At 71.1% G+C, this 23,283-nt stretch carries 19 protein-coding genes and 1 pseudogene; 9 read left to right on the top strand and 11 right to left on the bottom strand.

Going from position 1 to position 23,283, the window contains the following annotated elements:
• The first annotated feature begins 193 nt into the window (after positions 1-193).
• The 7 genes and pseudogenes from ORI60_RS22885 (at position 194) to menC (ending at position 9,943) form a co-directional block, all read left to right on the top strand.
• A complete protein-coding gene (locus tag ORI60_RS22885; protein ID WP_266039908.1) occupies positions 194-2,020 on the top strand; it encodes a dipeptide/oligopeptide/nickel ABC transporter permease/ATP-binding protein in 1,827 nt (608 codons plus the stop codon).
• Positions 2,017-2,712, top strand: a pseudogene (locus tag ORI60_RS22880) (ABC transporter ATP-binding protein); the annotation flags it as partial. The gene ORI60_RS22885 and the pseudogene ORI60_RS22880, both read left to right, overlap by 4 nt.
• A gap of 8 nt (positions 2,713-2,720) precedes the next feature.
• The gene (locus ORI60_RS22875) at positions 2,721-3,752 is read left to right on the top strand and encodes a dipeptidase (RefSeq protein ID WP_266039907.1); all 1,032 of its coding nucleotides are present in this window, start codon (positions 2,721-2,723) and stop codon (positions 3,750-3,752) included.
• Positions 3,749-6,970 (top strand): serine hydrolase, encoded by a 3,222-nt coding sequence (locus ORI60_RS22870; protein ID WP_266039905.1) that lies wholly within the window; start codon positions 3,749-3,751, stop codon positions 6,968-6,970. Before ORI60_RS22875 ends, ORI60_RS22870 begins: the two co-directional genes overlap by 4 nt.
• A complete protein-coding gene (locus ORI60_RS22865) occupies positions 6,970-8,034 on the top strand; it encodes a M20 family metallopeptidase (protein ID WP_266039904.1) in 1,065 nt (354 codons plus the stop codon). The genes ORI60_RS22870 and ORI60_RS22865 overlap by 1 nt, the downstream gene beginning before the upstream one ends.
• Positions 8,031-8,831: a GNAT family N-acetyltransferase gene (locus tag ORI60_RS22860; RefSeq protein WP_266039903.1), complete on the top strand. Its 801-nt coding sequence runs from the start codon at positions 8,031-8,033 to the stop codon at positions 8,829-8,831. Before ORI60_RS22865 ends, ORI60_RS22860 begins: the two co-directional genes overlap by 4 nt.
• On the top strand, positions 8,828-9,943 hold the full coding sequence (gene menC / locus ORI60_RS22855) for an o-succinylbenzoate synthase (RefSeq protein ID WP_266039902.1): 1,116 nt from the start codon (positions 8,828-8,830) through the stop codon (positions 9,941-9,943). The genes ORI60_RS22860 and menC overlap by 4 nt, the downstream gene beginning before the upstream one ends.
• Positions 9,944-10,279: 336 nt before the next feature.
• Here the strand turns inward: menC and ORI60_RS22850 are convergent, their stop codons facing one another.
• The gene (locus tag ORI60_RS22850) at positions 10,280-10,444 is read right to left on the bottom strand and encodes a hypothetical protein (RefSeq protein ID WP_266039901.1); all 165 of its coding nucleotides are present in this window, start codon (positions 10,442-10,444) and stop codon (positions 10,280-10,282) included.
• Positions 10,445-10,639: 195 nt separating this feature from the next.
• Here ORI60_RS22850 and ORI60_RS22845 point away from each other — a divergent pair, with 195 nt between their 5' ends.
• Positions 10,640-10,867 (top strand): DUF2188 domain-containing protein, encoded by a 228-nt coding sequence (locus ORI60_RS22845; protein ID WP_266039900.1) that lies wholly within the window; start codon positions 10,640-10,642, stop codon positions 10,865-10,867.
• A gap of 76 nt (positions 10,868-10,943) precedes the next feature.
• Here ORI60_RS22845 and ORI60_RS22840 read toward each other — a convergent pair whose 3' ends face one another.
• Complete coding sequence (locus ORI60_RS22840) at positions 10,944-12,329, bottom strand: MFS transporter (protein WP_266039898.1); 1,386 nt, start codon at positions 12,327-12,329, stop codon at positions 10,944-10,946.
• A gap of 125 nt (positions 12,330-12,454) precedes the next feature.
• On the opposite strand from ORI60_RS22840, the gene ORI60_RS22835 reads away from it, so the two are divergent.
• Complete coding sequence (locus ORI60_RS22835) at positions 12,455-13,342, top strand: LysR family transcriptional regulator (RefSeq protein ID WP_266039896.1); 888 nt, start codon at positions 12,455-12,457, stop codon at positions 13,340-13,342.
• Between the two features lie 117 nt (positions 13,343-13,459).
• Here the strand turns inward: ORI60_RS22835 and ORI60_RS22830 are convergent, their stop codons facing one another.
• The 9 genes from ORI60_RS22830 to ORI60_RS22790 all read right to left on the bottom strand — a co-directional run bounded on the left by ORI60_RS22830 (position 13,460) and on the right by ORI60_RS22790 (position 23,200).
• Positions 13,460-14,677, bottom strand: coding sequence for an FAD-dependent monooxygenase (locus ORI60_RS22830; protein ID WP_266039895.1), 1,218 nt, complete (start codon positions 14,675-14,677; stop codon positions 13,460-13,462).
• Complete coding sequence (locus ORI60_RS22825) at positions 14,674-16,071, bottom strand: MFS transporter (RefSeq protein WP_266039894.1); 1,398 nt, start codon at positions 16,069-16,071, stop codon at positions 14,674-14,676. The genes ORI60_RS22830 and ORI60_RS22825 overlap by 4 nt, the downstream gene beginning before the upstream one ends.
• Positions 16,068-16,826, bottom strand: a complete 759-nt coding sequence (locus ORI60_RS22820; protein ID WP_266039893.1) for a YoaK family protein — start codon at positions 16,824-16,826, stop codon at positions 16,068-16,070. Before ORI60_RS22820 ends, ORI60_RS22825 begins: the two co-directional genes overlap by 4 nt.
• Complete coding sequence (locus ORI60_RS22815) at positions 16,823-18,634, bottom strand: gamma-glutamyltransferase family protein (RefSeq protein WP_266039892.1); 1,812 nt, start codon at positions 18,632-18,634, stop codon at positions 16,823-16,825. The genes ORI60_RS22820 and ORI60_RS22815 overlap by 4 nt, the downstream gene beginning before the upstream one ends.
• 16 nt (positions 18,635-18,650) lie before the next feature.
• Positions 18,651-19,811, bottom strand: a complete 1,161-nt coding sequence (locus tag ORI60_RS22810; protein ID WP_266039891.1) for a DUF3500 domain-containing protein — start codon at positions 19,809-19,811, stop codon at positions 18,651-18,653.
• 239 nt (positions 19,812-20,050) lie between these two features.
• Positions 20,051-20,719, bottom strand: a complete 669-nt coding sequence (locus ORI60_RS22805) for a TetR/AcrR family transcriptional regulator (protein ID WP_266039889.1) — start codon at positions 20,717-20,719, stop codon at positions 20,051-20,053.
• A gap of 24 nt (positions 20,720-20,743) precedes the next feature.
• The gene (locus ORI60_RS22800) at positions 20,744-21,892 is read right to left on the bottom strand and encodes a pyridoxal phosphate-dependent aminotransferase (protein ID WP_266039887.1); all 1,149 of its coding nucleotides are present in this window, start codon (positions 21,890-21,892) and stop codon (positions 20,744-20,746) included.
• The gene (locus ORI60_RS22795; protein ID WP_266039885.1) at positions 21,889-22,548 is read right to left on the bottom strand and encodes an RraA family protein; all 660 of its coding nucleotides are present in this window, start codon (positions 22,546-22,548) and stop codon (positions 21,889-21,891) included. The genes ORI60_RS22800 and ORI60_RS22795 overlap by 4 nt, the downstream gene beginning before the upstream one ends.
• A gap of 154 nt (positions 22,549-22,702) precedes the next feature.
• Positions 22,703-23,200, bottom strand: coding sequence for a hypothetical protein (locus ORI60_RS22790; protein WP_266039884.1), 498 nt, complete (start codon positions 23,198-23,200; stop codon positions 22,703-22,705).
• Positions 23,201-23,283: the final 83 nt, after the last annotated feature.

The following is a 23,283-nucleotide window of genomic DNA, read 5'->3' as shown; positions in this document are numbered from 1 at the left end:
GCGCTGCTCGGCTCCGGCTGCAGCCGGCCGACAGGAAGGCGCGCAACACCTCTCGCACCCCCAGCACACCGCAGCCCACGACCAGGGAGGCGCACGCCGTTCTCCACCCGCTCGCCCCACCGCAGCCCAAGACCACGCAGGCGTGCGCCGCCGCTCACACGAAGCCCGCACCACCGGCCGCCGGGGAGGCAGCATGCGTCGCCTGACCGTCCTCCGCTCTCCCGTCGGCGCCGCCTCCGCCGTCCTGCTCACCGTCCTGCTCGCCCTGGCCGTCTTCGCCCCGATCCTCTGGGGCGACCGCGCCGCCGCCATCGACACCGACGCGCTCCAGCAGGGCCCGTCCGCGGACCACCTGCTGGGCACCGACCAGCTCGGGCGCGACATCTTCTTCCGGGTCCTCGTGGCCACCCGGCTCACGATCGGCCTCGCGCTGCTCGCGACGATGATCGGCGTCGTCACGGGCCTGGTGCTCGGCTCGGTGCCGTCGGTGCTCCCGAGGTGGGCGGGGCGGATCGTCACGTCCGCGGTGAACATCGCGGTCGCGTTCCCCGGGCTGTTGCTGGCGTTGTTCTTCGCCGTCATCTTCGGCACCGGGACGATCGGGGCGGTGCTGGCCATCGCGTTCGCGATCACGCCGTCGTTCGCCCGTCTCACCCAGACGCTGACGGCCTCGGTCAGCGGACGTGACTTCATCGCGGCCGCGCGGGTGTGCGGGGTGGGGCGGTTCCGGCTGCTGACCCGGCACGTCCTGCCCAACATCGCCGAGCCGCTCGTCATCAACGCCACGCTCGCGGCGGGGTCGGCGCTGACCGCGTTCGCCGGGCTGTCGTTCCTGGGCATCGGCGTGCAGGCGCCCTCCTACGACTGGGGCCGGCTGCTCGGCGAGGGCCTCAACCGCATCTACATCTCCCCCGCTCCCGCGCTCGGGCCCGCGGTGGCGGTGGTGCTCGCGGGGCTCGCGTTCAACCTGTTCGGCGAGGCGGCCGCGGCGGGTCACCGCCAGCGGTCGCACCGCGCCGCCACCCCGCAGCCGAAGACCGTCGGCTCGCCCGCTGACGGCGGGTTGCTGACCGTGCGGAACCTGCACGTCACCTTCCCCGGTGGCATCACGCCGGTGCGCGGCGTGTCGTTCAGCGTCCACAACGGAGAGATGATCGGGGTGGTCGGCGAGTCCGGCTCCGGCAAGAGCCTCACCGCGCTGGCCGTGTCGCGGCTCGTGGAGCACCCCGGTTCGGTCACCGCGGACACGTTGGAGTTCAACGGGAAGCCGCTCGACAGCACTCCGGACCGGGAGCTGGGCACGCGCCTGGCCATGGTGTTCCAGGATCCGACGACGTCGTTCAACCCCACCAAGCGCATCGGCCGCCAACTCGCCGAGGTGTCCGAGGTGCACCAGGGGTTCGACCGCAAGGCCGCGGCGGCCAAGGCCGTCGACCGGCTCGACGCCGTGCGGATCCCGGAGCCGGAGCGCCGGGCGAAGCAGTACCCGCACGAGTTCTCCGGCGGGATGCGGCAGCGGGCGATGATCGCGATGGGGCTGATGGGCGAACCGCAGCTGGTGATCGCCGACGAACCCACCACCGCGCTCGACGTCACGGTGCAGCGCGAGGTGCTCAAGCTGCTCGCCAGGATCAGGGAGGTCCGCAGTGCCGCGGTGCTGCTCATCAGCCACGACATCACCGTCGTGGCGCAGACCTGCGATCGCGTGCTCGTGATGTACGCGGGCCGGATCGTCGAGGAACTGCCCACGGACGAGCTCTTCACGGCCGCGCGGCACCCGTACACGACGGCGTTGCTGAAGGCGGTGCCGGACCTCGACACCGACCGGGACGCGCCGCTCGCGGTCATCCCCGGACGGCCACCGGAGCCCGGCGAGATCGGCCGGGGGTGCCCGTTCGCGCCCCGCTGCCCGCTCGCCGACGACCAGTGCCGCACCGAAGAACCCGAACTCAGGACCCTCCGGCAGGACCACCGGGTCGCGTGCTGGAAGTCGGAGACCGAACTGGCAGGGGTGCGATGAGCGAACTCGTCTTCACCAACGTCACCGTCCGCTTCGGCCACCACACGGCCGTCGACGACGTCAGCCTCACCGTGCCGGCCGGGCAGGTCATGGGCCTCGTCGGCGAGTCGGGGTCGGGCAAGTCGACGCTCGCCGCCACCGCGGTCGGTCTGCGCAAGCCCACCTCGGGCCACATCAGCGCGGACGGCAAGGTCCAGATGGTCTTCCAGGACCCGTACTCCTCGCTCGACCCGAGGATGAGCATCGGCAACTCGATCGCCGAGGCCATGCCGAGAGGCACCGACAAGAAGGCGGAGGTCGCGCGGCTGCTCGACCTGGTGAACCTCGACCCCGGCCGGGCCACGGCACTGCCGGCGAGGCTCTCCGGCGGGCAACGGCAACGCGTCGCGCTCGCCAGGGCGCTGGCCGGACGTCCCAGGGTCGTCATCGCCGACGAGATCACGTCCGCGCTCGACGTGTCCGTGCAGGGCGCCGTGCTGAACCTCGTGCGGGACCTGCAACGACAGCTCGGCCTCTCCATGCTGTTCATCTCGCACAACCTCGCGGTCGTGCGGTACGTGAGCGACCGCATCGCGGTGATGAAGGCGGGCCGGATCGTCGAGGAGGGGCCCGCCGCGCGGGTGCTCGAAGACCCGCGGCACGAGTACACGCGCGAGCTGCTCGCGGCCGCGCCCAGACGGCACACGAGGCTGGAGGCTTCATGATCGACGATCTGCACGGGCGCAGCGTCGTCGCGGACACCCACAACGACCTGTTGGACGCCATCGTCCACCGCCCGGTCGAGCGGTGGGTGCCGCACTTCCGCGAACGCTGGCTGCCGCAGTTGCACGCGGGCGGCGTCGACCTGCAGGTGCTGCCGGTGTTCATCGACGACGTGTTCCGGCCGGAGGGCGCCCTCAGGCAGACGCTGCGGATGGTCGAGGCGGCCCACCGCATCGCCGAGGCGAGCCCGGAGACCAGGCTCTGCTTCGACGGCACCGACATCGACCAGGCGCTGGCGAACGACCAGATCGCGCTCGTGCTCGCGCTGGAGAGCGCGCCGGGCGTCGGTGAGGACGTCGAGCTGCTGGAGACCCTGTACCGGCTGGGCGTGCGGATCGCGTCCCTTGCGCACTTCGGCCGCACCGCGCTGGCCGACGGCAGCGGCGAGGACGCCACCGGCAGCAGGCTGACCAGGGCCGGCGTCGCCGCGCACGCCGAGATGGAACGCCTCGGCATGATCTTCGACGTCAGCCACCTGAGCGCGGCGGGCGTCGACCACGTGCTGGAGCTCTCGACCCGTCCGGTGATGGCGACGCACTCGTCGGCGCGGGCGTTGCGCGACCACCACCGCAACCTGACCGACGCCCAGCTCAAGGGCATCGCGGACAACGGCGGCGTGGTGTGCGTGAACTTCTTCGCGCCGTTCCTGCACGAGTCCGACTTCACGATCGGCCGCCTGGTCGACCACATCGAGCACATCGCGGGCGTCATGGGCGTGCGCCACGTCGGCCTGGGCCCGGACTTCGTCAAGGAGGTCCTCGAGGACGTCACACCGCCGTGCTGCGAGGCCCAGTTCATCGAAGGCGTCCCGACGGACCGGTTCCTGCCAGGGTTGGAAGGGCCGGCGGGACTGCCGCTGGTGACCGAGGCACTGCAGAAGAGGGGATGGCCCGAGGCCGACATCGTCCGCGTCCTGGGCCAGAACGTGCTCGACCTGTTCCGTTCCGAACTGAGGGGATCCGCATCGTGACCACCATCGAGGACCTGTACGGCCACGCGCTGCCGGAACAGCCCGCGATCTCGCCCGACGGAACCGAGGTCGTCTACGTCCTGCGCACCACCGACCGCGAGAACGACCGCGACGACCGCGCGCTCTGGAAGGTGTCGAACGGCAGGACGAAGCAGCTCACCAGGGGCAAGTCCGACACGGCACCCGCCTGGTCACCGGACGGCAGGATCGCGTTCCTGCGCGCCCAGGACGGACCTGCCCAGATCTGGCTGCTCGACGGCGAGCCCGAACAGCTGACGACCCTCCCCCTCGGCGCCGGCACACCGGTGTGGAGCGAGGACGGCACGAAGCTCGCGTTCTCCGCGCCCGTCGACATCGCGGACGCCTCCGCGCCGATCGTCACGAGCCGCCTGTCCCACAAGGCCGACGGGTCCGGCTACCTGCGCAGCATCCGCGCCCACCTGCACGTCCTCGACCTGGAGACCCGCGAGGTCCGGCAGGTGACCAGCGGCGACTGGCACGCGGGCACGCCCGCGTGGTCCCCGGACGGCACGAAGCTCGCCTTCACGGCCTCGCGGGACGACGACTCCGACCTGACGTTCCGCTCGGCGGTGCACGTCGTCGAGGTCGACGGTCACGCCGAACCGCGGGTCGCCGGACTGGCCGAAGGGCAGGCCGCGACGGTCACGTGGACCGGGGCAGGTCTGCTCGTCGTCGGGCGCACCACCACGAGCGCCGGCCACCTCGACCTCCTGCACCTGCCGCTGGACGGCGAGGTGCGCGCCCTGTCGGCATCGCTCGACCGCAACCTCATGCCCGGCATGTCGGGCTATCCCGGCGGTCTGCCCGTGCAGCACGGGAACACGGTGCTGTTCTGCGCCCGCGACCGGGGCTGCACCCAGCTCTACGCCGTCGGCCTGGAAGACGGTGAGGTGCCGCGTCTGGTGCTGGGCGGCGATTCCCGAGTCGTGTCAGGGCTCTCCGTCGCCGGCGACGTCGCCGCCGTCGTCCTGGGCACGCCGTCCTCCTACGGCGAGATCGCCACCGTCGACCTGAAGACGGGCGAGGTCACCGTCCACACCGGACACAACGAGATCACGCCGATCGTGCGCGAGGAACGCGAGTTCACGATCTCGGACGGCACGGTCGTGCACGGCTGGCTGGTCCGCGACCCCGAGCTCACGGGCCCGTCGCCGCTGCTGCTCGACATCCACGGCGGCCCGCACAACGCGTGGAACGGCACGGCCGACCCGATCCACCTCTACCACCAGGTGCTGGCACAGCAGGGCTGGACGGTGCTGCTGCTCAACCCGCGCGGCAGCGACGGCTACGGCGAGGCCTTCTACCAGGCGGCCCTCGGCGCGTGGGGCAAGGCGGACGCCAAGGACTTCCTGGAACCGCTCGACCAGCTCGTCGCGGAAGGCCTCGCCGCTCCGGCCAGGCTCACCGTCACCGGCTACAGCTACGGCGGCTACATGACCTGCTACCTCACCAGCCGCGACACCCGGTTCGCCGCCGCCGTCGCGGGCGGTGTCGTCAGCGACCTGACCAGCATGGCGGGCACGTCCGACGGCGGCCACTACGTGACCGAGCTCGAACTGGGCGGCGAGGGCGCGCACCTCGCGGAACTCTCCCCGCTGACCCGCGTCGACGACGTCCGCACGCCCACCCTGATCTACCACGGCGCCGCCGACGACCGGTGTCCCGTGGGCCAGGCCGAGCAGTGGTTCACCGCGCTGCGCCGCAACGGCGTGCCGGCCGAACTGGTGCTCTACCCGGACGAGTCGCACCTGTTCATCCTGAACGGCAAGCCGTCGCACCGCGAGGACTTCAACCGCCGCGTGGTCGACTGGGTGCGCGAGCACGCGGAGAACCGCAAGCCGCTCGACCAGAAGCACTGGCAGCGCAGGCTTTCCGCGCTCTCGAAGAAGCACGACCTGCCTGGCGCAGCGCTCGGCATCTTCTACAAGGGCGAGACGATCCTCGCGCACCACGGCGTGCTGAACCTGTCGACCGGCGTCGAGGTCACCGACGACACGATCTTCCAGATCGGCTCGATGGGCAAGGTGTGGACGACGACGGTCGTCATGCGGCTCGTCGACGAGGGTCTGCTCGACCTCGACGCGCCGATCACCGACGTGCTGCCCGAGCTGAAGCTCTCCGACCCGGTGGTCGAGCAGAAGGTGACCATGCGGCACCTGCTCACGCACACCAGCGGCATCGACGGCGACAACTTCACCGACACCGGCCGCGGTGACGACTGCCTGGAGCGCTACACCGAACTGCTCGCCGACGCCGCCCAGAACCACCCGCTCGGCGCGACCTTCTCCTACAGCAACGCCGGTTTCGTCCTCGCCGGCCGGGTGATCGAGAAGCTCACCGGCAAGACGTGGGACGTGGCGATGCGCGAGAAGCTCTACGCCCCTCTCGGACTCACCCGCGCGGGCACGTTGCCCGAGGAAGCGCTGCTGCACCGCGCCGCGGTCGGCCACGTCACCAAGGACGAGAAGCTCGAAACGGCGCCGGTGTGGATGCTGCCGCGCTCGCTCGGCCCCGCCGGGACGATCTTCGCCTGTGCGGAGGACGTGCTGAAGTTCGCGCGCATGCACCTCAACGGCGGCGTGGCCGAGGACGGCACGCGGGTGCTGTCCGAGGCGTCGGTGGCCGCGATGACCGAGAAGCAGACCGACGTCCCCGACCCGGAGGCACTGGGCGACTCCTGGGGCATCGGCTGGATCCGGTTCGGCTGGGACGGGCAGCGGCTGGTCGGCCACGACGGCAACACCATCGGGCAGTCCGCGTTCCTGCGCATCCTGCCGGAGCACGACCTCGCGGTCACGTTGCTGACCAACGGCGACACCGCCCGCGAGGTGTACCTGGAACTGTACGAGGAGATCTTCGCCGAACTGGCGGACCTCGACATGCCGATGCCCAGGGTGCCGGCCGCCGAGCCGCCCGTCGTCGACAACTCCCCCTACCTCGGCAGGTACGAGCGCGCCTCCATGAGGCTCGACGTCGTCGAGGGGGAAAGCGGGCTGCAGCTGGACGTGACACCCACCGGTCCGCTGGCGGGCATGTTCCCCAAACCGCCCGCGGTCGATCTCGTCCCCGCCGGTGACGGGCGTTTCCTCTACCTGTGGCCGGACTCCAAGAGCTGGTCCTCCCTGGTGTTCTACTCGCTGCCCACCGGGGAGCAGTACGTGCACATGGGTGTCCGCGCCACCCCGAAGGTGTCCTGATGAACCTGATCGACGACATCGGGCGGCTCGTGTCCTGCGAGTCGCCGTCCACCGACCTGGCGGCGGTGGCCCGCAGCGCGGAGGTCACCGCCGAGGTGGGCGCCGCACTGCTCGGCGCGGCACCGGAGCGGATCGTGCTCGACGGCCGCACGCATCTGCGGTGGCGGCTGGGATCGGGGCCGCGCAGGGTGTTGCTGCTCGGCCACCACGACACGGTGTGGCCGATCGGGACGCTGGAACGGATTCCGTTCAGCGTGCAGGACGGCGTCCTGCGCGGGCCCGGCTGCTTCGACATGAAGACCGGCGTGGCGATGATCTTCCACGCGGTCGCGTCGCTGGGTTCTCCCGACGGCGTCACGGTTCTCGTGACCGGCGACGAGGAGGTCGGCTCGCCGTCGTCGCGCGGCCTGATCGAGACCGAGGCCGTGGAGCACGCGGCCGTACTGGTCTGCGAGGGCTCGGCGGACGGCGGCGCGCTGAAGACCGAGCGCAAGGGCACGTCGATGTACGAGGTGACGTTGCACGGCCGTGCCTCGCACGCCGGGCTCGAACCCGAACGCGGTGTGAACGCCACGATCGAGGCGGCGCACCAGATCCTCGCGGTCTCGCAGCTGGCCGACCCGGCGACCGGCACCACCGTGGTGCCGACCGTGCTGTCCTCCGGCACGACGACGAACACCGTTCCCGCGCAAGGGAAGTTCATGGTGGACGTGCGCGTGCGGAACCTCGCCGAGCAGTTGCGGGTCGACGAGGACATGAAGGCGCTGCGGCCCGTGCTCGACGGCGCGAAGGTCGAGGTGGCCGGTGGCCCGAACCGCCCGCCGATGGAGCTCTCCGCGTCCTCGGCCCTGTTCGAGCTGGCTTCGGGGTTCCTCCCGGGGATCACGCAGGCGGCGGTCGGCGGTGCGTCCGACGGCAACTTCACCGCGGGCGCCGGGGTCCCGACGCTCGACGGGCTCGGCGCGGTCGGCGGTGGGGCGCATGCCGAGCACGAGCACGTGCTGGTGTCGGAGCTCGTCCCGCGCACCCGGCTGCTCGCGGCCCTCGTGAGGGAGCTGACATGACGCTGGTGGCACAGAACGTCGTCGTCCGCCAGCTCACCGAGTTCACCGAACTCGTTGCCACCCAACGGCTCTACGAGTCGATCTGGCGGTCGAACGGCAACACTCCCCCGGTCACCGCCGAGCTGCTGCGGGCGATGACCAAGGCGGGCAGCTACGTCGCGGGCGCGTTCGCCGGTGACGATCTGATCGGCGCGTGCATCGGCTTCTGCTCGCCGCCGGACGCGGGCTCCCTGCACAGCCACATCGCCGGCGTGGCGGCGGGCGCGCGAGGGCGCAACGTGGGGTACGCGTTGAAGCTGCACCAGCGGACGTGGGCGCTGGAACGAGGGCTGCGCGAGGTCACCTGGACGTTCGACCCGCTGGTGCGCCGCAACGCCTACTTCAACCTCGGCAAGCTCGGCGCGGACGCGACCGAGTACCTGCCGGACTTCTACGGCCTGATGCACGACGACATCAACGCCGGCGGCGAGAGCGACAGGCTGCTGGTCAGCTGGCGGGTCCAGGCCCCGGAGGTCGTCGCCGCCTGCGCCGGTCAGCCGAAGGTCGTCAGCGCCACGGGCGCGGTCGCCCTGGGGATCTCCGACGACGGGCTGCCGGTGCGAGGCACGTGCACGGGCGCCACCGCGCTGGTCGCCGTTCCTCCGGACATCGAGGCGCTGCGGGTCGCGAACCCGGCCGCGGCCACCGAGTGGCGTCACGCCGTGCGGGAGGTGCTCGGCGGGCTGCTCGCGAGCGGCGCCCGCGTCACCGGGTTCGACAGGTCAGGCTGGTACGTCGTGGACAGGAGCAGTTCGTGAAGTTGACCGGGGTGGAGATCCGCTGGATCGAGATGCCGCTGAAGTCGCCGTTCCGCACCTCGTTCGGCACGCAGACCGTGCGGCAGTTGCTGCTGCTGCGCGCAGTCACGGACGAGGGCGAGGGCTGGGGCGAATGCGTCGCGATGGCCGACCCGGTGTACTCCAACGAGTACATGGAGGGCTGCGCGGACGTGCTGCGGCGGTTCCTGATCCCGGCGCTGACCGGGCCGATCGACGGCATCTCGGTGGCCCCGCGGCTGGCGAGGTTCCGCGGGCACCGGATGGCCAAGGCAGCGCTGGAGATGGCCGTCCTGGACGCCGAACTGCGGGCGCGCGGGGTATCGTTCGGCCGCGAGCTGGGCGCCGTCCGCGACCGCGTGCCGTGCGGGGTGTCCGTAGGGATCATGAACTCCGTCCCGGAACTCCTGGACGCGGTCGGCGGCTACGTCGACGAGGGCTACGCGCGGATCAAGCTGAAGATCGAACCGGGCTGGGACGTCGAGCCCGTGCGGGCCGTGCGCGAGCGTTTCGGCGACGACGTGCTGCTGCAGGTCGACGCGAACACCGCCTACACGCTCGGCGACGCCCGGCACCTCGCGAAGCTCGACCCGTTCGACCTGCTGCTGATCGAACAGCCGCTGGACGAGGAGGAACTGCTCGCGCACGCCGAACTCGCCAAGGTCGTCCGGACACCGATCTGCCTCGACGAGTCGATCACCTCGGCGTCCTCGGCCGCCGACGCGATCAAGCTCGGCGCCTGCCAGATCGTCAACATCAAGCCCGGCCGGGTCGGCGGCTATCTGGAGGCCCGGCGCATCCACGACGTCTGCGCGGCGCACGGGATCGCGGTGTGGTGCGGCGGAATGCTGGAGACCGGCATCGGCCGTGCCGCGAACGTGGCGCTGGCGGCGTTGCCCGGCTGCACGCTGCCCGGCGACACCTCGGCGTCGGACCGCTACTACCAGATGGACGTCACCGAGCCGTTCGTGCTGGAGGACGGGCACCTGACCGTGCCGACCGGTCCGGGCCTGGGCGTGACGCCGTTGCCGGACGCCCTGGACGCGGTCACGGTGAAGACGGAGTGGGTTCCTCTGTCGTCGACGCCGCACTGACCCGCGGATCTGCGGCGATCGTGGACCAGGGTGCAGGGGCATGATCGTGAGGTGTGGCGTTACTACTGCTGTACCTGACCTTCGTCTGGCTCTGCGGCTGATGGTTCTCCTCGGCCGCTCATCGGCGGCCAAGGATGTCGAACTGCTGGTGCTGCGGTAAGAGGTCGCCGTGCTGTGTCGGAGCAATCCTCGCTCTGCACAGCACGAACCTCGGGAAGAAGATCTTGTTGTCCGTCACGCCACTGACGCTACGAAGGCGGCCACCGCACCGAAGTACCAGGGCAGCGCTCACCATGAGCACCACCCCGCCACATCACAACCGATCGCTCACCGCGATCAGGTGGCGTAGGGCAGCTTGAACCCGCGTGCCCGAGACGCGTCCTCGTACGTGGACATCATCGCCGAAACGACGGACTCGATCTCCGCGAGCGGATGCCTGGCCTCGTCGAGATCACCTTCGGCGATGCACCCGGAAAGCTCCTTGATCGCGTCTCGGAGCACGCTCAGGGAACACCTCGGCGGCTTCAGACGATTTGTCCACTGTCATCCCTGTGGGTGGAGGTGATGCCGGGTTCGCCTTCGATGAGCTTCCAATTCATGATATTCGACCTCTCGACTGCGTCGTGTTCGATCCCGGTGTCGGAGATCGTCGATCTGGGCACCCCTGAAGAAACCTGACGGATTGAGGAGACCGCGATGCAGGGTGACGTCGAGACGTACCACGAGAACGGAACGTGGAAGAACAAGGTCGAAGGCAACTCCCAGGCGTCCAGTACCCACGACACCAAGGACGAAGCAGTCGCCAGGGGCCGCGAGATGGCTGTCGACCGCGGCGTGGAGCACGTCATCCGCAACCTGGACGGCACGATCGGCGAGAAGAACACCTACCCGCGGAGCCGCGACCCGCGTGACATCCCGGGCTGAGCATGCCGCGCACACCGACTAGCACGGTCGAACTGCAGTCCGATGTGGAGTGTCGGGTGTCTCGGCAGATGAACGCCTAGCGCGTGTGACGTCGCGCGCCGAGGGTCACTCCGAGCCCCAGGACGGCGAGCATCGCGGCGACACCGAAGGTCCAGTGCGTCGCGCGGGCCACCTCGAGCGGTGTCGCCGCGGTGACATCTGTTGTGCCGGCGGCGAAGGCGAACACCGCTCCCATGACCGAGGCCCCGGTGATGAGGCCCAGGTTCCGCGACAGGTTCAGCATGCCGGACACCACGCCCCGCTCGTGAGCGGGCACGTGTCCCATGACTGCCGTGTTGTTGCCCGCTTGGAACAACGCGTAGCCGGAGGTCGTGGTGACCAGTGGGAGGAGGTAACCCAGAACACCAGCTCCCGCGGGCATCACGAACAACGCCACCGTGCCGCAAAGGACACCGCCGAGTCCTGCCACGACCACCGCTCCGGTGCCGAAGCGGTCCGCGGCACGCCCGGCCGGGACACCGGTGAGAGCGGACACCGCAGGGCCGGCCGACATCACCAGGCCGACGAGGGCCGGTGCCAGGTCGAGCGTGCCCGCCAAGTGGAAGGGGCCCACCACCAGGGTCGTCATGACGATGGTCGACACGAGCGCACTGGTGATCAGGCTCGCGGCCAGGAGCGGGTCACGGACCATCGCGACATCGACCAACGGGACCGCGACTCGGCGCTCGATGAGCACGAACGCCACGAGAACGGCCGCCGCGGTGACGAGCAGTCCGACTGTGAGAGAAGCGTTTCCGACGGTCACGGCCATCGCGTAGGCGCCCAGGGCGATCGCCAGCAGTGCGGTGCCTGTGGCGTCGAAGCGGGACTTGCTGGACGACGGCAGGGATCCGGGCAGGGCGTGACGGGTGAGAGCGAAGGCGAGGACACCCAGCGGCACGACGACGAGGAAGATCGCACGCCACCCGAAGGCCTCGACGAGGACGCCGCCCAGTGCCGGCCCCGACGCGGTTCCGACCGCGGACGTGGTTCCCAGCAGGCCCATTGCCGCGCCGGTGCGCCCCTCGGGCATGGCGTCGGCCGACATCGCCATGGTCAGCGCCATCATGCACGCGGCACCCGCTCCCTGAACCGCCCGGGCGGCGATCAGCAACGGCAGGTTCGGGGCTAGGCCGCACAGCAGCGTGGCGGCGGTGAACACGACGATGCCACCGAGCAGGACGCGGCGGCGGCCCATGGTGTCGCCCAGCCGTCCGGCGCCGACGATCAGCGTCGTGGTGGCCAGCAGGTAGGCGATCACGACCCACTGGACGGCGCCGAACGGCGCGTCGACCGCAGTGGCGATGCTCGGCAGGCCGACGTTGGCGATGCTGGTGCTCAGCGACGGCAACAACATTGACAGCGACAAGGCGGTCAGCGACCACGTGAGAGCCGGTTGTTTCTTCTCTTGCAGTGATTTCAAGGGATGGCACCTTCGTGAGTCGGGGAGGTGCCATCGACGCTAGGTTCGTGCCTGATCTGGCGGAAGGCGCAAAGTTGGAAAGGCATTTGTGCACGCGACGCCAGGTCACGTGGGACTCTGTTCGCATGCCCCGCGACCTCAACCTCCTGGTGACGCTCGACGTGCTGCTGGAGGAGGGCAGCGTCACCCGAGCCGGCGAAAGGCTTGCCCTGAGCCCTTCGGCGATGAGCCGCGCACTCGCCCGCCTGCGCCGCGCCACGGGCGACCCGCTGCTGGTGCGGTCTGGTCGCGGACTCGTGCCCACCCCGCGCGCGATCGAGTTGCGCGATCGCGTGCACCGCCTGGTGCGGGAAGCGGAGGAAGTCCTGCGGCCGGTCGGGGAACTGGACCCGGCCACGCTCGACCGGACGTTCACCTTGCGCGTGGGCGACGGGTTCGTCGAGCGGTTCGGACCCGGCTTGGTCGCGGCAGTCGGCCTGCAGGCGCCTGGCGTGCGGCTGCGGTTCCTGCGGAGGACCACGAAGAACACCGGCCCGTTGCGCGCCGGCGACGTCGACCTGGAGACCGGCGTGATCGACCGGCCGCTGACACCGGACGTGCTCAGCGAGCCGCTGCTGACCGACCGGTTCATCGGAGTCGTGCGCGCCGGGCACCCGCTGACCACCGGGAAGATCACCGTGGCGCGCTACGCCTCCGCGCGGCACGTCCACGTCGCCCGGCGCGGCGCCGAGGAGGGCCTGGTGGACGAGGCCCTGCGCCCGACCGGCCGGCGACGTGACATCGTCACCGTCGTGGACGGCTTCGGCGCAGCCCTGGCGCTTGCGAGGGCGTCGGACCTGGTGGCCACCGTCGCCGAACTCCACGCCGCGCCCCTGAGCCAGGACATGCACTCCTTCGCGCTGCCGTTCCCCACGCCCGAGGTGACGGTGTCCTCGCTCTGGCACGCCAGGCTCGACGCCGACCCGGCCCACCGATGGCTGCGCACCCTCGTGCGGGAGTCCGTCAGGGCGTGACGACACCGCCACGGCGGCAACCGCGGACTTGATCCGCGCAGGGCGATGCCGGAAACGCCGGCGGAGCCGGGATCTTCGTCGACGCCACCACTCTCGGAGCCACACCACGTGCCGGGCTCAGGTCGTGAGCGCGAACTCGGGCAGGGTGAGTGCCGAGTGGGCCGGTCGTCCCTCCCTGGCCGGCATGGCGGTGAGGCTGCGCAGCCTGTCGTTGCGCTGCTGCAACGCTTCGGCGGTGACCGGGAAGAGCGTGGCGCTGCCCCGGCCGACCAGGTCCTGGTTCATGGTCACGAACTCACGGGTGCTCTCCTCGTAGGCGGCGAAGCCCTCGCTGTGGGAGCGGCCGGCGAGGGATCCGGCGAGCATGTAGGCGCCGACGAGCGCGAGGCTGGTGCCCTGGCCGGTGAGGAACGAGGGTGCGTACGCGGCATCGCCCGCCAGTGCGACCCTGCCGTTCGACCAGTGGGGCATGCGGATCTGGCTGACCGCGTCGAAGAACAGGTCGCTCGTGTCGCGTGCGGCGGCGAGCATGCCGGGGACCTCCCAGCCTGCGTCGGCGAAGACCGCGGCGAGCAGGTCGCGCTGGGCCGCCGGGTCGCCGAACGCGTGGAACGGCGGTTCCGGCTGGGCGAAGTTCAGGAACGCGTGCACCTCGTCCTCGTCTCCGACGGCGTACAGCGCCGCGGCCCTGCCAGGGGTGTTCCACATGACGGTCTCGTGGGAGAGCCCGAAGGTGTTGGGCATGGTGAACACGGCGAAGCAGTAGCCGAGGTAGCGGTGAAACTGCTCCTCAGGGCCGAAGAGCATCTCGCGGGTCTGCGAGTGGGTGCCGTCAGCGCCGAGCACCAGGTCGAACGTGCGGGCGCCGCCACCGTGGAAGAGGACGTCGACCCCGTGGTCGTGCTGGTCGAGGGTGCGGATCGAGTCGTCGAACAGGAACTCCACGTCGTCGCGGACCGCCGCGTAGAGCGCCTCGGTCAGGTCGCCGCGCCGGACCTCCAGGTCGCGTCCCTCCACGCCGCCGGTGACGGCGTGGGGGTGCAGCGAGGTCACCTCGCTGCCGTCGCCGTGGAGGAAGGTGAGCCGGCGCAGGTCGATGTGCGCGTCCTGCAACTGCGGGAGGACTCCCATCCTCCGGATGACCTCGAGCGCGGTGCCGCGGATGTCGATGGGGTAGCCACCGCTGCGCGGTGCGCTCGCCTTCTCGACCACCGTCACCTCGTACCCGTAGCGGTGCAGCCAGAACGCGAGCACCGGACCCGCGACGCTCGCCCCGGAGATCAGGACCGTGCGCCCCGGCGCGGTGGACAGGCCTGCTCGGTCGGTGCGGGTCATTGCGTGACTCCTTTGCGCATGGTGCGGGTGATCAGCAGGGCCAGCGCGGTGACGGCGCCGGCGATGACGAGGCCGATGACGAAGGCCGATTCGGCGGGGACTTCGGAACCTGCGGGGATTCCCGCGGTGAGGACGGCGCCGCTGACCTGCACACCCACCGCGAAGCCGAGCACACGCGTCACCAGGACCAGGCCGGTGGCGATGCCGGTGTCACCCTGGTCGACGGACGTGGCGGTGCTGGTGACCATCGCCGTGACGCACAGACCGTTGGCGAGCGCGATCAGCGCCTTGGCGACGACGAGGTGCCAGACCTCGGTGTGCACGGCGGCCAGGGCGAGCAGGGCCACGGCCATCATGACGGCGCCGGCGGTGACCACGGCACGCGAGCCGAACCGGCGCGCCCCCATCCCGCCGAGCGGGCCGGCCAGTGACGCGGCCACGGCTCCCGGCAGGAGGTAGAACCCGATCTGGGTGGCATTGGCACCGAAGCCGTAGCCGTCGCCCGAGACGGCGAAGAGCTGTGGGACCAGGTAAACCGCGCCCGCGGTGCCGAGGCAGATGACGAACGTCAGCAGGCACGACTTCCACACGGCGGGCTGGGCCAGCATGCGCAGGTCGACCATGGGCGCGGCCGCACGGCGTTCGACGGCCACCCATCCGGTTGCGAACGCCGCCAGCAGCACGACGAGGCCGACGAGCACGAGCGGCTTCGAGGCGATGTCGGGTGCCACCGCGAGCACGCCCATGAGCGTGACCAGCGTTGCGCTCAGGAGGGCGAAGCCGGGCCAGTCGATCCCGGCGCCTTCGGAGCGGCCGGGGGAATCGTGCGGCATCAGCCGGTTCATCGCCATGGTCGACGCGATCACTGCGATCGTGGGCAGCGCGAACATCCAGTGTCGGGACAGCTGCTCGGCCACGGGACCGGCGGTCAGCGTTCCCACCATCCCGCCGCCGACGAAGAGCCCGCTGACCCACCCGATGGCGACCTTCGCACCGCCGACGGGCAGGTGCTTGCGCACGAGGATGAACGACAGGGGCAGCGCACCCACCATCGCGCCCTGCAGCACCTGGCCGAACAGCAGCACGGGCAGGTTCGGGGCGAGGGCCGACACCAGGCCACCGACGCTCACCACGGACATCAGCTTGATCAGGACCGGTTTCCCGCCGTAGCGGTCACCGAGCTTGCCGGCGATCGGGGTGATGAGCGCGCCGGTGATGAGGAGCACGATGCTGAGCAGCGCCCCTTCGGCGGGGCTCATGCCGAGCTCGCGTTGCAGGAGCGGGAGGGTCGGCGTCACCACCGACTCGAGGGCGCCGGTGGCGAGCGCCAGCACGCTGAGCGCTACGAGAGCGGGCTTGCCCATGGTCACCGGAGGTGACGCAGCTGCGGTCATGACGGTCCTTCTGGTCGGTTCCTGGTGTGTGAAACGCCTGCCGTGCGCGTGGTGCTGTCGTCGGCGGAACGGACGGACGCGTGGCCCAGACCGCTCACCACCAGTACGACCACCGCCGCTGCCGCCACCGCGATGCCCGCGTGCGCCTGGCACAACGCCGCACCGGCGACCGCTCCGACGACGAGGAGGGCGACGACCGCGACCCGCCGCTTCGCCCCCTGGCGGCGGCCGGCTCCCAGCCGGGAGTCCGCCGCGAGTCCGGTCAGCGTGGAGGTGACGACGACGGTGGTCACGTCCTTGACCGCCAGGTGGCGGGCCGTCGCCGCCTGCACTCCCATGGCCAGCGCGAGCGCCGCCGCGAGCACCGCACGGGTCGCGGCGGCGCCGGTCCCGATGACAGCCACGCCGAGCGCCGTGGCGGCCAGCAGCAGGTCGACGCCGCCCAGCAACGCGGTGTGCAGGCGGCTCCAACCGGGGGCGGCGGTCCGCAGCGCCCGTCCGGCTGCGGCCGCGCCGGCGAGGAAGGACACGAGCGCCACGGCCGGACCGAGCACCGGCAGCCCCGTATCTCCCACCGCCGCCATCCCGAGGATGACCACGTTGCCCGTCATGTTGCCCGCGAACACCTGGTCCAGGCGCAGGTACCCGACGGCGTCGACGACACCGGTCGTGAAGGTGAGCGCGAGCATCAGGTGCACCGGGGTCACCTGCCACCGCACGAGCCGGCGCGCGGTGCGGGTCGCGGAGCCCGTCATCGCCCCACCGCGTAACCCTGGGCGCCACGCGGGTTCGCCGCCGCGCGCAGGACACCGGTGTCCGGATCACGGGTGACGACCGACAACCGGCCCTGGCTCCACGGTCCGGAGACGGTGACGTCGTGGCCGCGGGCGACCAATTCGGCGACCACCGCCTCACCCGCTCGTTCCTCGACCACCAGCCCGCCCGGCGTCCAGGTCCGCGGCCAGAACGAGCTGACCACCGCGGTGGTGTGGAACGTGGGCGCGTCGATCGCCTCCTGCGGGTCGAGGCCGAACACGAGCGTGCGCAGCAGGTACGGCAGCTGCCACTGGTCCTGCTGGTCACCTCCCGGGGTGCCCAGCGCCGCCACCGGTCTGCCGTCGCGCAGCAGCAGGGTCGGGCTCAGCGTCGTGCGAGGTCGTCGTCCCGGCGCCAGGCGTGCCGGGGCGGCGGGGTCGAGCCAGGTCATCTGGAGCCGCGTGCCCAGTGCGAAACCGAGTCCCGGCACCGCGGGGGACGACTGGAGCCAGCCTCCCGACGGGGTGGCGGAGATGATGTTCCCCCAGCGGTCGACGACGTCGATGTGGCAGGTGTCGCCCCGCGTTTCCCCGGTCTGCTGCACGGTGGGTTCCCCGACGCCGTCGGCCAGGTCGGCGGGTCGCCGGGTGACCAGGGCGGGTGTGTACGGCGCGACGCCGATGTCGCCGGGCCGGAACTCGGTCGACGCGACCTCACCGACGAGGGCGGCGCGTTCCTCGCTGTAGCGGCGGGACAGCAGCCGGCGCACCACGGGCTCCGCGTCCACCGGGTCCAGCTGTCCGTAGTACGCCTCCCGGTCCGCCATGGCGAGCTTCACGACCTCGGTGATCGTGTGGATCCCCCTGGCGGTCGACGGATCGATCTGCTCGTCGTCGAAGTGGTCGAGCACGGTGAGGGCCTGCAGCAGCACGGGCCCTTGGGACCACAGACCGGGCTTCGCCACCGTGGTCCCGCGGAACTCCGCGGTCACCGCGGGTTCGAGCGACGGGGTGAAGTCGGCGAAGTCGGCCGCGGTGATCACCCCGGCGTGGTCGCGGCCGGAGGAGTGCCGGTGCGGCACCTGCGCGAACTCGGCCACCTCCGCCGCCACGAACCCGGTTCGCCAGGTGTCGCGGGCGGACTGGATCCTGCCCGTTCTCGTCTCGCCGGTGGCCGCGGCGCACAGCCTGCGCAACGTCCGGGCGTAGGTCGGGTTCACCAGCGTGCTGTACGGCTGCGGAACGCTGCCTTCCGGCATCCACAACGCGTACGACGTCGGCCAGTGGTCGCGGAAGAGGTCCTCCACAGTGGACAGGACGTGCGCCAGCCGGGGCACGACCGGAACGCCGCGCTCCGCGTAGTCGATCGCGTAGGCGAGGACGTCGGTGAGCTCCCAGGTGCCGAGCTCGGCGAGCAGCCACAGCCACGAGTCGACGGCGCCGGGGACGGCGGCGGCCAGCGCGCCGGTGCCGGGGACGTGGTCGAGCCCCTCGGCCAGGAAGTGGTCGATCGTGGCCCGTCGCGGGGCGTGGCCCTGACCCGCCAGCACGCGCGGGGACGGGTCCGCCGCGGTCGCGAGGACGGCGACGAGGTCACCTCCCGGACCGTTCAGGTGGGGTTCGGCCACGTGCAGCACGAAGGCGCCCGCCGTGGCCGCGTCGAACGCGTTGCCACCGCGCTCCAGGACGGACTGGGCGGTCGCGGAGGCGAGCCAGTGCGTCGACGCGCACATGCCGAAGGATCCGCGGAGCGTGGGACGCGTTGTGCGGGGCAGGGCGTCGATCGGTGGCGGTGGTGAACCGGCCATGGACGTCGGACTCCGTTCAAGAGCGGTACGTGGTGGCTTGGTGGTGCGCGGCGTGGTGGTCGGCCAGCACATCGCCGCCGAAGTCGGTCTCCGGGTCCCGCCACACGGCGTGCGCGTGGTTGGCACCGCGGTGGACGTTCGTCCACTCGATGAGCAACCGGGGGCCTTGCAGCCGGTAGTAGTGCGGTTCGCCCGCCGTGGTGGAGCCGGCCCAGGCGAGGTGCACGGCGTCCAGCGCCGCCGGATCGTCGTAACGGGGCAGCGGGGACACCCCCTCGGGAGCACGGTCGAGGTAGGTGCCCAGCAGGCCGCGGAGCAGCTCCCGCTGCGCGGCGTTGAGCTCGCTGCCCGCAACGCCCCTGGGAGCCGGGGTGATGGCCAGCGCACTCCGGTCGGCGCCGTCGAGGCCGGTGACCGGCTGCTCGGCGCGGTCGGGGACGTGGTGCCCGGGACGCCACAGCTCGGCGCGCTTCACCACGCGGTCCTCGACCCTGGCGCTGTTGCCCGCCACGACGTCGTTCGGCGGGCGGGGCAGCAGCACCGCGCGGGCGGCCAGCTCGGGGTGCAGGGACCGGACCAGTTCCCCTGCCAGGTCTTCCGCGACCCCCAGCGGACGCAGCGCCGCACCGCCCAGCAGCGGTGCCGCAGCTGGATCGGCACCCAGGAAGTTCGGGGTGGACGCGGCGATCCGCCCGTCCACCACGAGGTAGTTGAGGGAGACGTGGTGGCCGCCGAAGCGCCACCCCCACGGCCGCGGTCCACCGGGCTCACCGAAGACGCGCAGGTAGTACTCGCCGGGATCGCGGGTGCGCTCCCTCCCCCAGTTCACCGAGAAGCCCTCGACGCGGTCGAGGACGTTCTCCAGGCCGAGGACGGTGGCAACGGTGGTGTAGCCGGCTTCGGACAGTCCACTCGCGACCAGTCGCATGACCGACCGGTGCTGGGCCGGGCGCTGTTCGTGGAAGGTCAGGCCGCCGTGGTCGGTGGGCGTGTAGTACCACCGGGTGCGTTCCACTTCGGACTCACCGCCGGCGGCAGGTGGCGGTCCGACCGCCACCTCGCGCTGACCGGGGTCTAGGGAGTCGAGCCAGGCACCGGCCGCCTCCGCCATCCGCGTCGCGACCCCGGTCCGAGCGGCCGTTTCCTCGAGTCCGGGCTTCCCTGGTCCTGGTGACAACACCGCTCCTCGCCGACGCGAAGTGTAACTATCGTATGATTTGAGAGAACTCTACCAGATTATGGGCACTGCGGAACGGCTGAACGAAGGTCGTCTGAAGTGGAAGTCGCCGCGGCATGCGGGTGAACCGCGAACGGACGCGGTGAACCTGCCGGGCCCGCCGAGTGGCGGAGGACGGCGACTGGAACGCGGGTTACCGGTGCGGCTCGGCGGACGTCGTCACGCGAGCGGCGCGCGGGTCAGCCGACCCGCGCCCAGCCGCGCAGCGCACCGCAGTACGCCTCGGTCAGCCTGGTGATGACCTGCCGGCGCGACAGGCGCTTGCCCTGCAACAGGTCCTGGACCTCACGCGGGTCGAACATCATGTTGTTGAGGAACAGGGCGTCCTCGATCAGGTCCTCGGAGAGGCCCAGGTCCCTCAGAAGTCCCAGCACGGGTTCGCTCCAGGCGTCCCGCATGGTCGCGATGATCTCGTTGCCGTCGTGGAGCCGCTCGAGGTACCCGCGGCGGGACCGCAGCTGGACCAGCGCCGGGCCGTGGTCGCGGAGGAGGTCCACCCACTTGTCCACGACGGCCTCGAAGAGCGGCCGCCCCTGCGCGGTGGAGGCCGCGGTGAAGTCGCTGAGCTCTTCGACGACGCTGAGCACGTAGGCCGCGAGCACCTCGTCCATCGAGGAGAAGTAGCGGTAGGCCGTGGCCGGCCCGATCTCCGCACGCGACGCGACCGCCTGCATGGTCAGCTCGTCGGGTGCCTCCCTGGCGAGCTCACCGACGGCTTCGAGGAGACGCCGGCGGTTGCGGCGGGTGTCGCTGCGCAACTTGCGCCCCCCACTCGGGGCGGGCTGCTGATCGGACACGGTCTCCTCCGCCTCGTAGAAGTGCCGGCAAAGGGTAACGCGTTCGATCATCGCGCCGTTCACCGCTGCGGTCGGTCACGGGCCGGGGACGCCGAGGTGGCCGACGATGCGGTCCAGTCCGGTCCTCAGGTCGTCCTCGGACGCCGCGAACGAGATCCTGATGTGTCCCTCGCCGGAGGGTCCGTACTCCGCACCTGCCCTGACCAGCACCTTCCGCTCCGCGAGTTCGCGGACGACCTGGTGCGAGGAGCGGCGGGCCTCGTAGCGGAGGAACCCGTAGAACGCGCCCTCCGGCGGGACCAGGTGCAGGCCGGGAACGCCCGACAGCTGCGCCGTCACCAGCTCACGACGCCGCCGGTAGGCGTCGACCATGGTGCTCACGACGTCGTCCGGCAGAGCGAGGGCGGCGAGGGCGGCGCGCTGGACCGCCGTGTTGACGGACCCCTTGAGGGTCCTGTGCACCTGGGCCGCCGCGTCCACCACCGCGCGGGGCCCGGTCAGGTACCCCACCCGCCAGCCCGTCATCGCGTACGTCTTCGAGAACGTCTGCACGTAGACCGTCCGGTCCCGCAGCGATTCGACCGCCAGCGCCGAGATCGCCTCGTGCCCCGGGTAGACCAGGCGGTGGTACGCCTCATCGCTCACGACCAGGGTGTCCGAGCCGTCGAGGAGGTCTCCGAGGGCCTTCAGCTCCTGCTCGCGGTGCACGATGCCGGTGGGGTTCGACGGGTTCGAGAAGATCACCACGGCGGCGCCGGGAAGCGCGGCGGCCAGCGCGTCGAGGTCCCAGTGCAGGTCCTGGCCGAGCGGGACGAAGTCCACCGTGCCACCGGCCAGGACGACCAGGTCGGCGTACAACGAGTAGGCGGGCTCCGGGATGACCACGCGGTCACCGGGCCCGACCAGCGCGAGCACCGCCGCCGCCAGCGCACCGGTGGCACCGTGGGTGACGAGGAGGTCGTCAGCGCTCCACGGACGGCCGGGGTGCACGGGCAACCGCTGCGCGAGAGCCGCGCGCAGTTCCGGCAGGCCCTGCTGGTCGGCGTAGTGGTGGTCCCCGGCGCGCAGGGCGGCCACGGCGGCCTCGACCACGGGCCGCGGGGTCGGGAAGTCCGGCTCGCCCATGGCCAGGGAGACCGCACCCGGCGGCGCGGGGGTCAGCGCCGGGCGCCGCGAGAACCGCCGCAGCTCCTCGACCCGGCGCGCGGGCAGCACGGCGGTCATCGAGTCACCACCGCACGGACGGGACGCGCTGCGAGGATGCGCTTGCGCAGCGCGTCCTCCTTCTCACCGATCCCGTCGACGGCGTCGACGACCTCCCGCACCCGGTGCCGCGGCACGACCACGACGCCGTCGGCGTCGCCGACGAGCACGTCGCCCGACGCCACCACCACACCGCCGACCGCCACCGGCACACCGATGCCTCCGGGCCCGTCCTTGAACGGCCCCGCGGGGGTGACAGCCCGTGCGTACACGGCCAGTCCCATCTCGGACAGCGCCTGGACGTCGCGCACCGCACCGTCGACCACGGCACCCACGACGCCGGTGTTGACCATGATCTCGCCGATGAGATCGCCGACCAACGCGCGCGTCAGGTCGCCGTGCCCGTTGACGACCAGGACGTCTCCCGGCAGGGCCTCGTCGAGCGCGCGGTGAACGGCCAGGTTGTCACCCGACCGCACGTCCACGGTCAGCGCGTTGCCCAGCAGCTTCCCCCGTCCGGCGAGCAGCCGGATGCCGCCGTCCATGACGGTCATCCGCTCCAGCGCATCACCGACGTTGGCGGCCGGCACCTCCCCCAGCCGGCGGATCTCCGCCGTCGCTGTTCTGGGCCAGCCCTGGGCAAGCGACACCCTGTCGGTCGCTGCGACTATGTACACGGCGGTAGTCCATTCCTAAATGAGATGTCTCTATCAATTAGTCACCATAGCCTTCCTGCGAGGCGTCGACAAGGTGCCGTTCCGAGGGGCCGGTTCCGCCGCAGGGCTGAAGGCGCGACCTCCGCTCCGCGGCGAAACCGGCGAGGCGGCGCGGTCAGACGCCGCGCGTCCAGAACTCCTGCGCGGATCCGGTGAACGACTCCGGGTCGCCGGCGAGGAAGAACTCGTCCCACGTGGGCCCGTCGGAGAGCTCCCAGTGCTCGACGGCCAGACCGTCCTTGAAGCGCCACGCGCCCATGCCCACGCGGGTCCACTTCCAGTCGCCGCGAGTCGTGCGGAACGTCCCGTGGACGATCCCGTAGTGGTCGTCGGCGAGGATCTGGTCGAACTCGACGGGTTCGACGTTGGCGTCGGCGAGGCTCGCCCGCCGCTTCGTGTAGCGGCGCAGGAAGTCCATCCCGCCGGTCGCCGCCAGGCGCACGCCCCCGGTGTGGATCACCAAGTCCGGGGACATCCGCCCCATCACTTCGTTGGTGTGCTCCTGCAGTCGCCGCAACCGTTCCTCCTCGCTGAGGTTCGGATCGGCCGTGATCTTCGCGCCGCCTCGGTACATCTCGGCCAGCCACACGGCGTTCGGATGGGTGTCGGACAACAAGGTGTCCCCCTGACGAGGTGAGAGTGTGTACATACTTATCTGAGGCAACTGTATCACTTGATAGCGATCTATCATCACAC

The organism is Lentzea sp. NEAU-D7, assembly GCF_026242055.1.
In the GTDB taxonomy this organism is placed as follows: Bacteria; Actinomycetota; Actinomycetes; order Mycobacteriales; family Pseudonocardiaceae; genus Lentzea.
The sequence above is the reverse complement of the archived record's forward strand: the minus strand, read 5'-3'. Positions and strand labels throughout refer to the sequence as shown.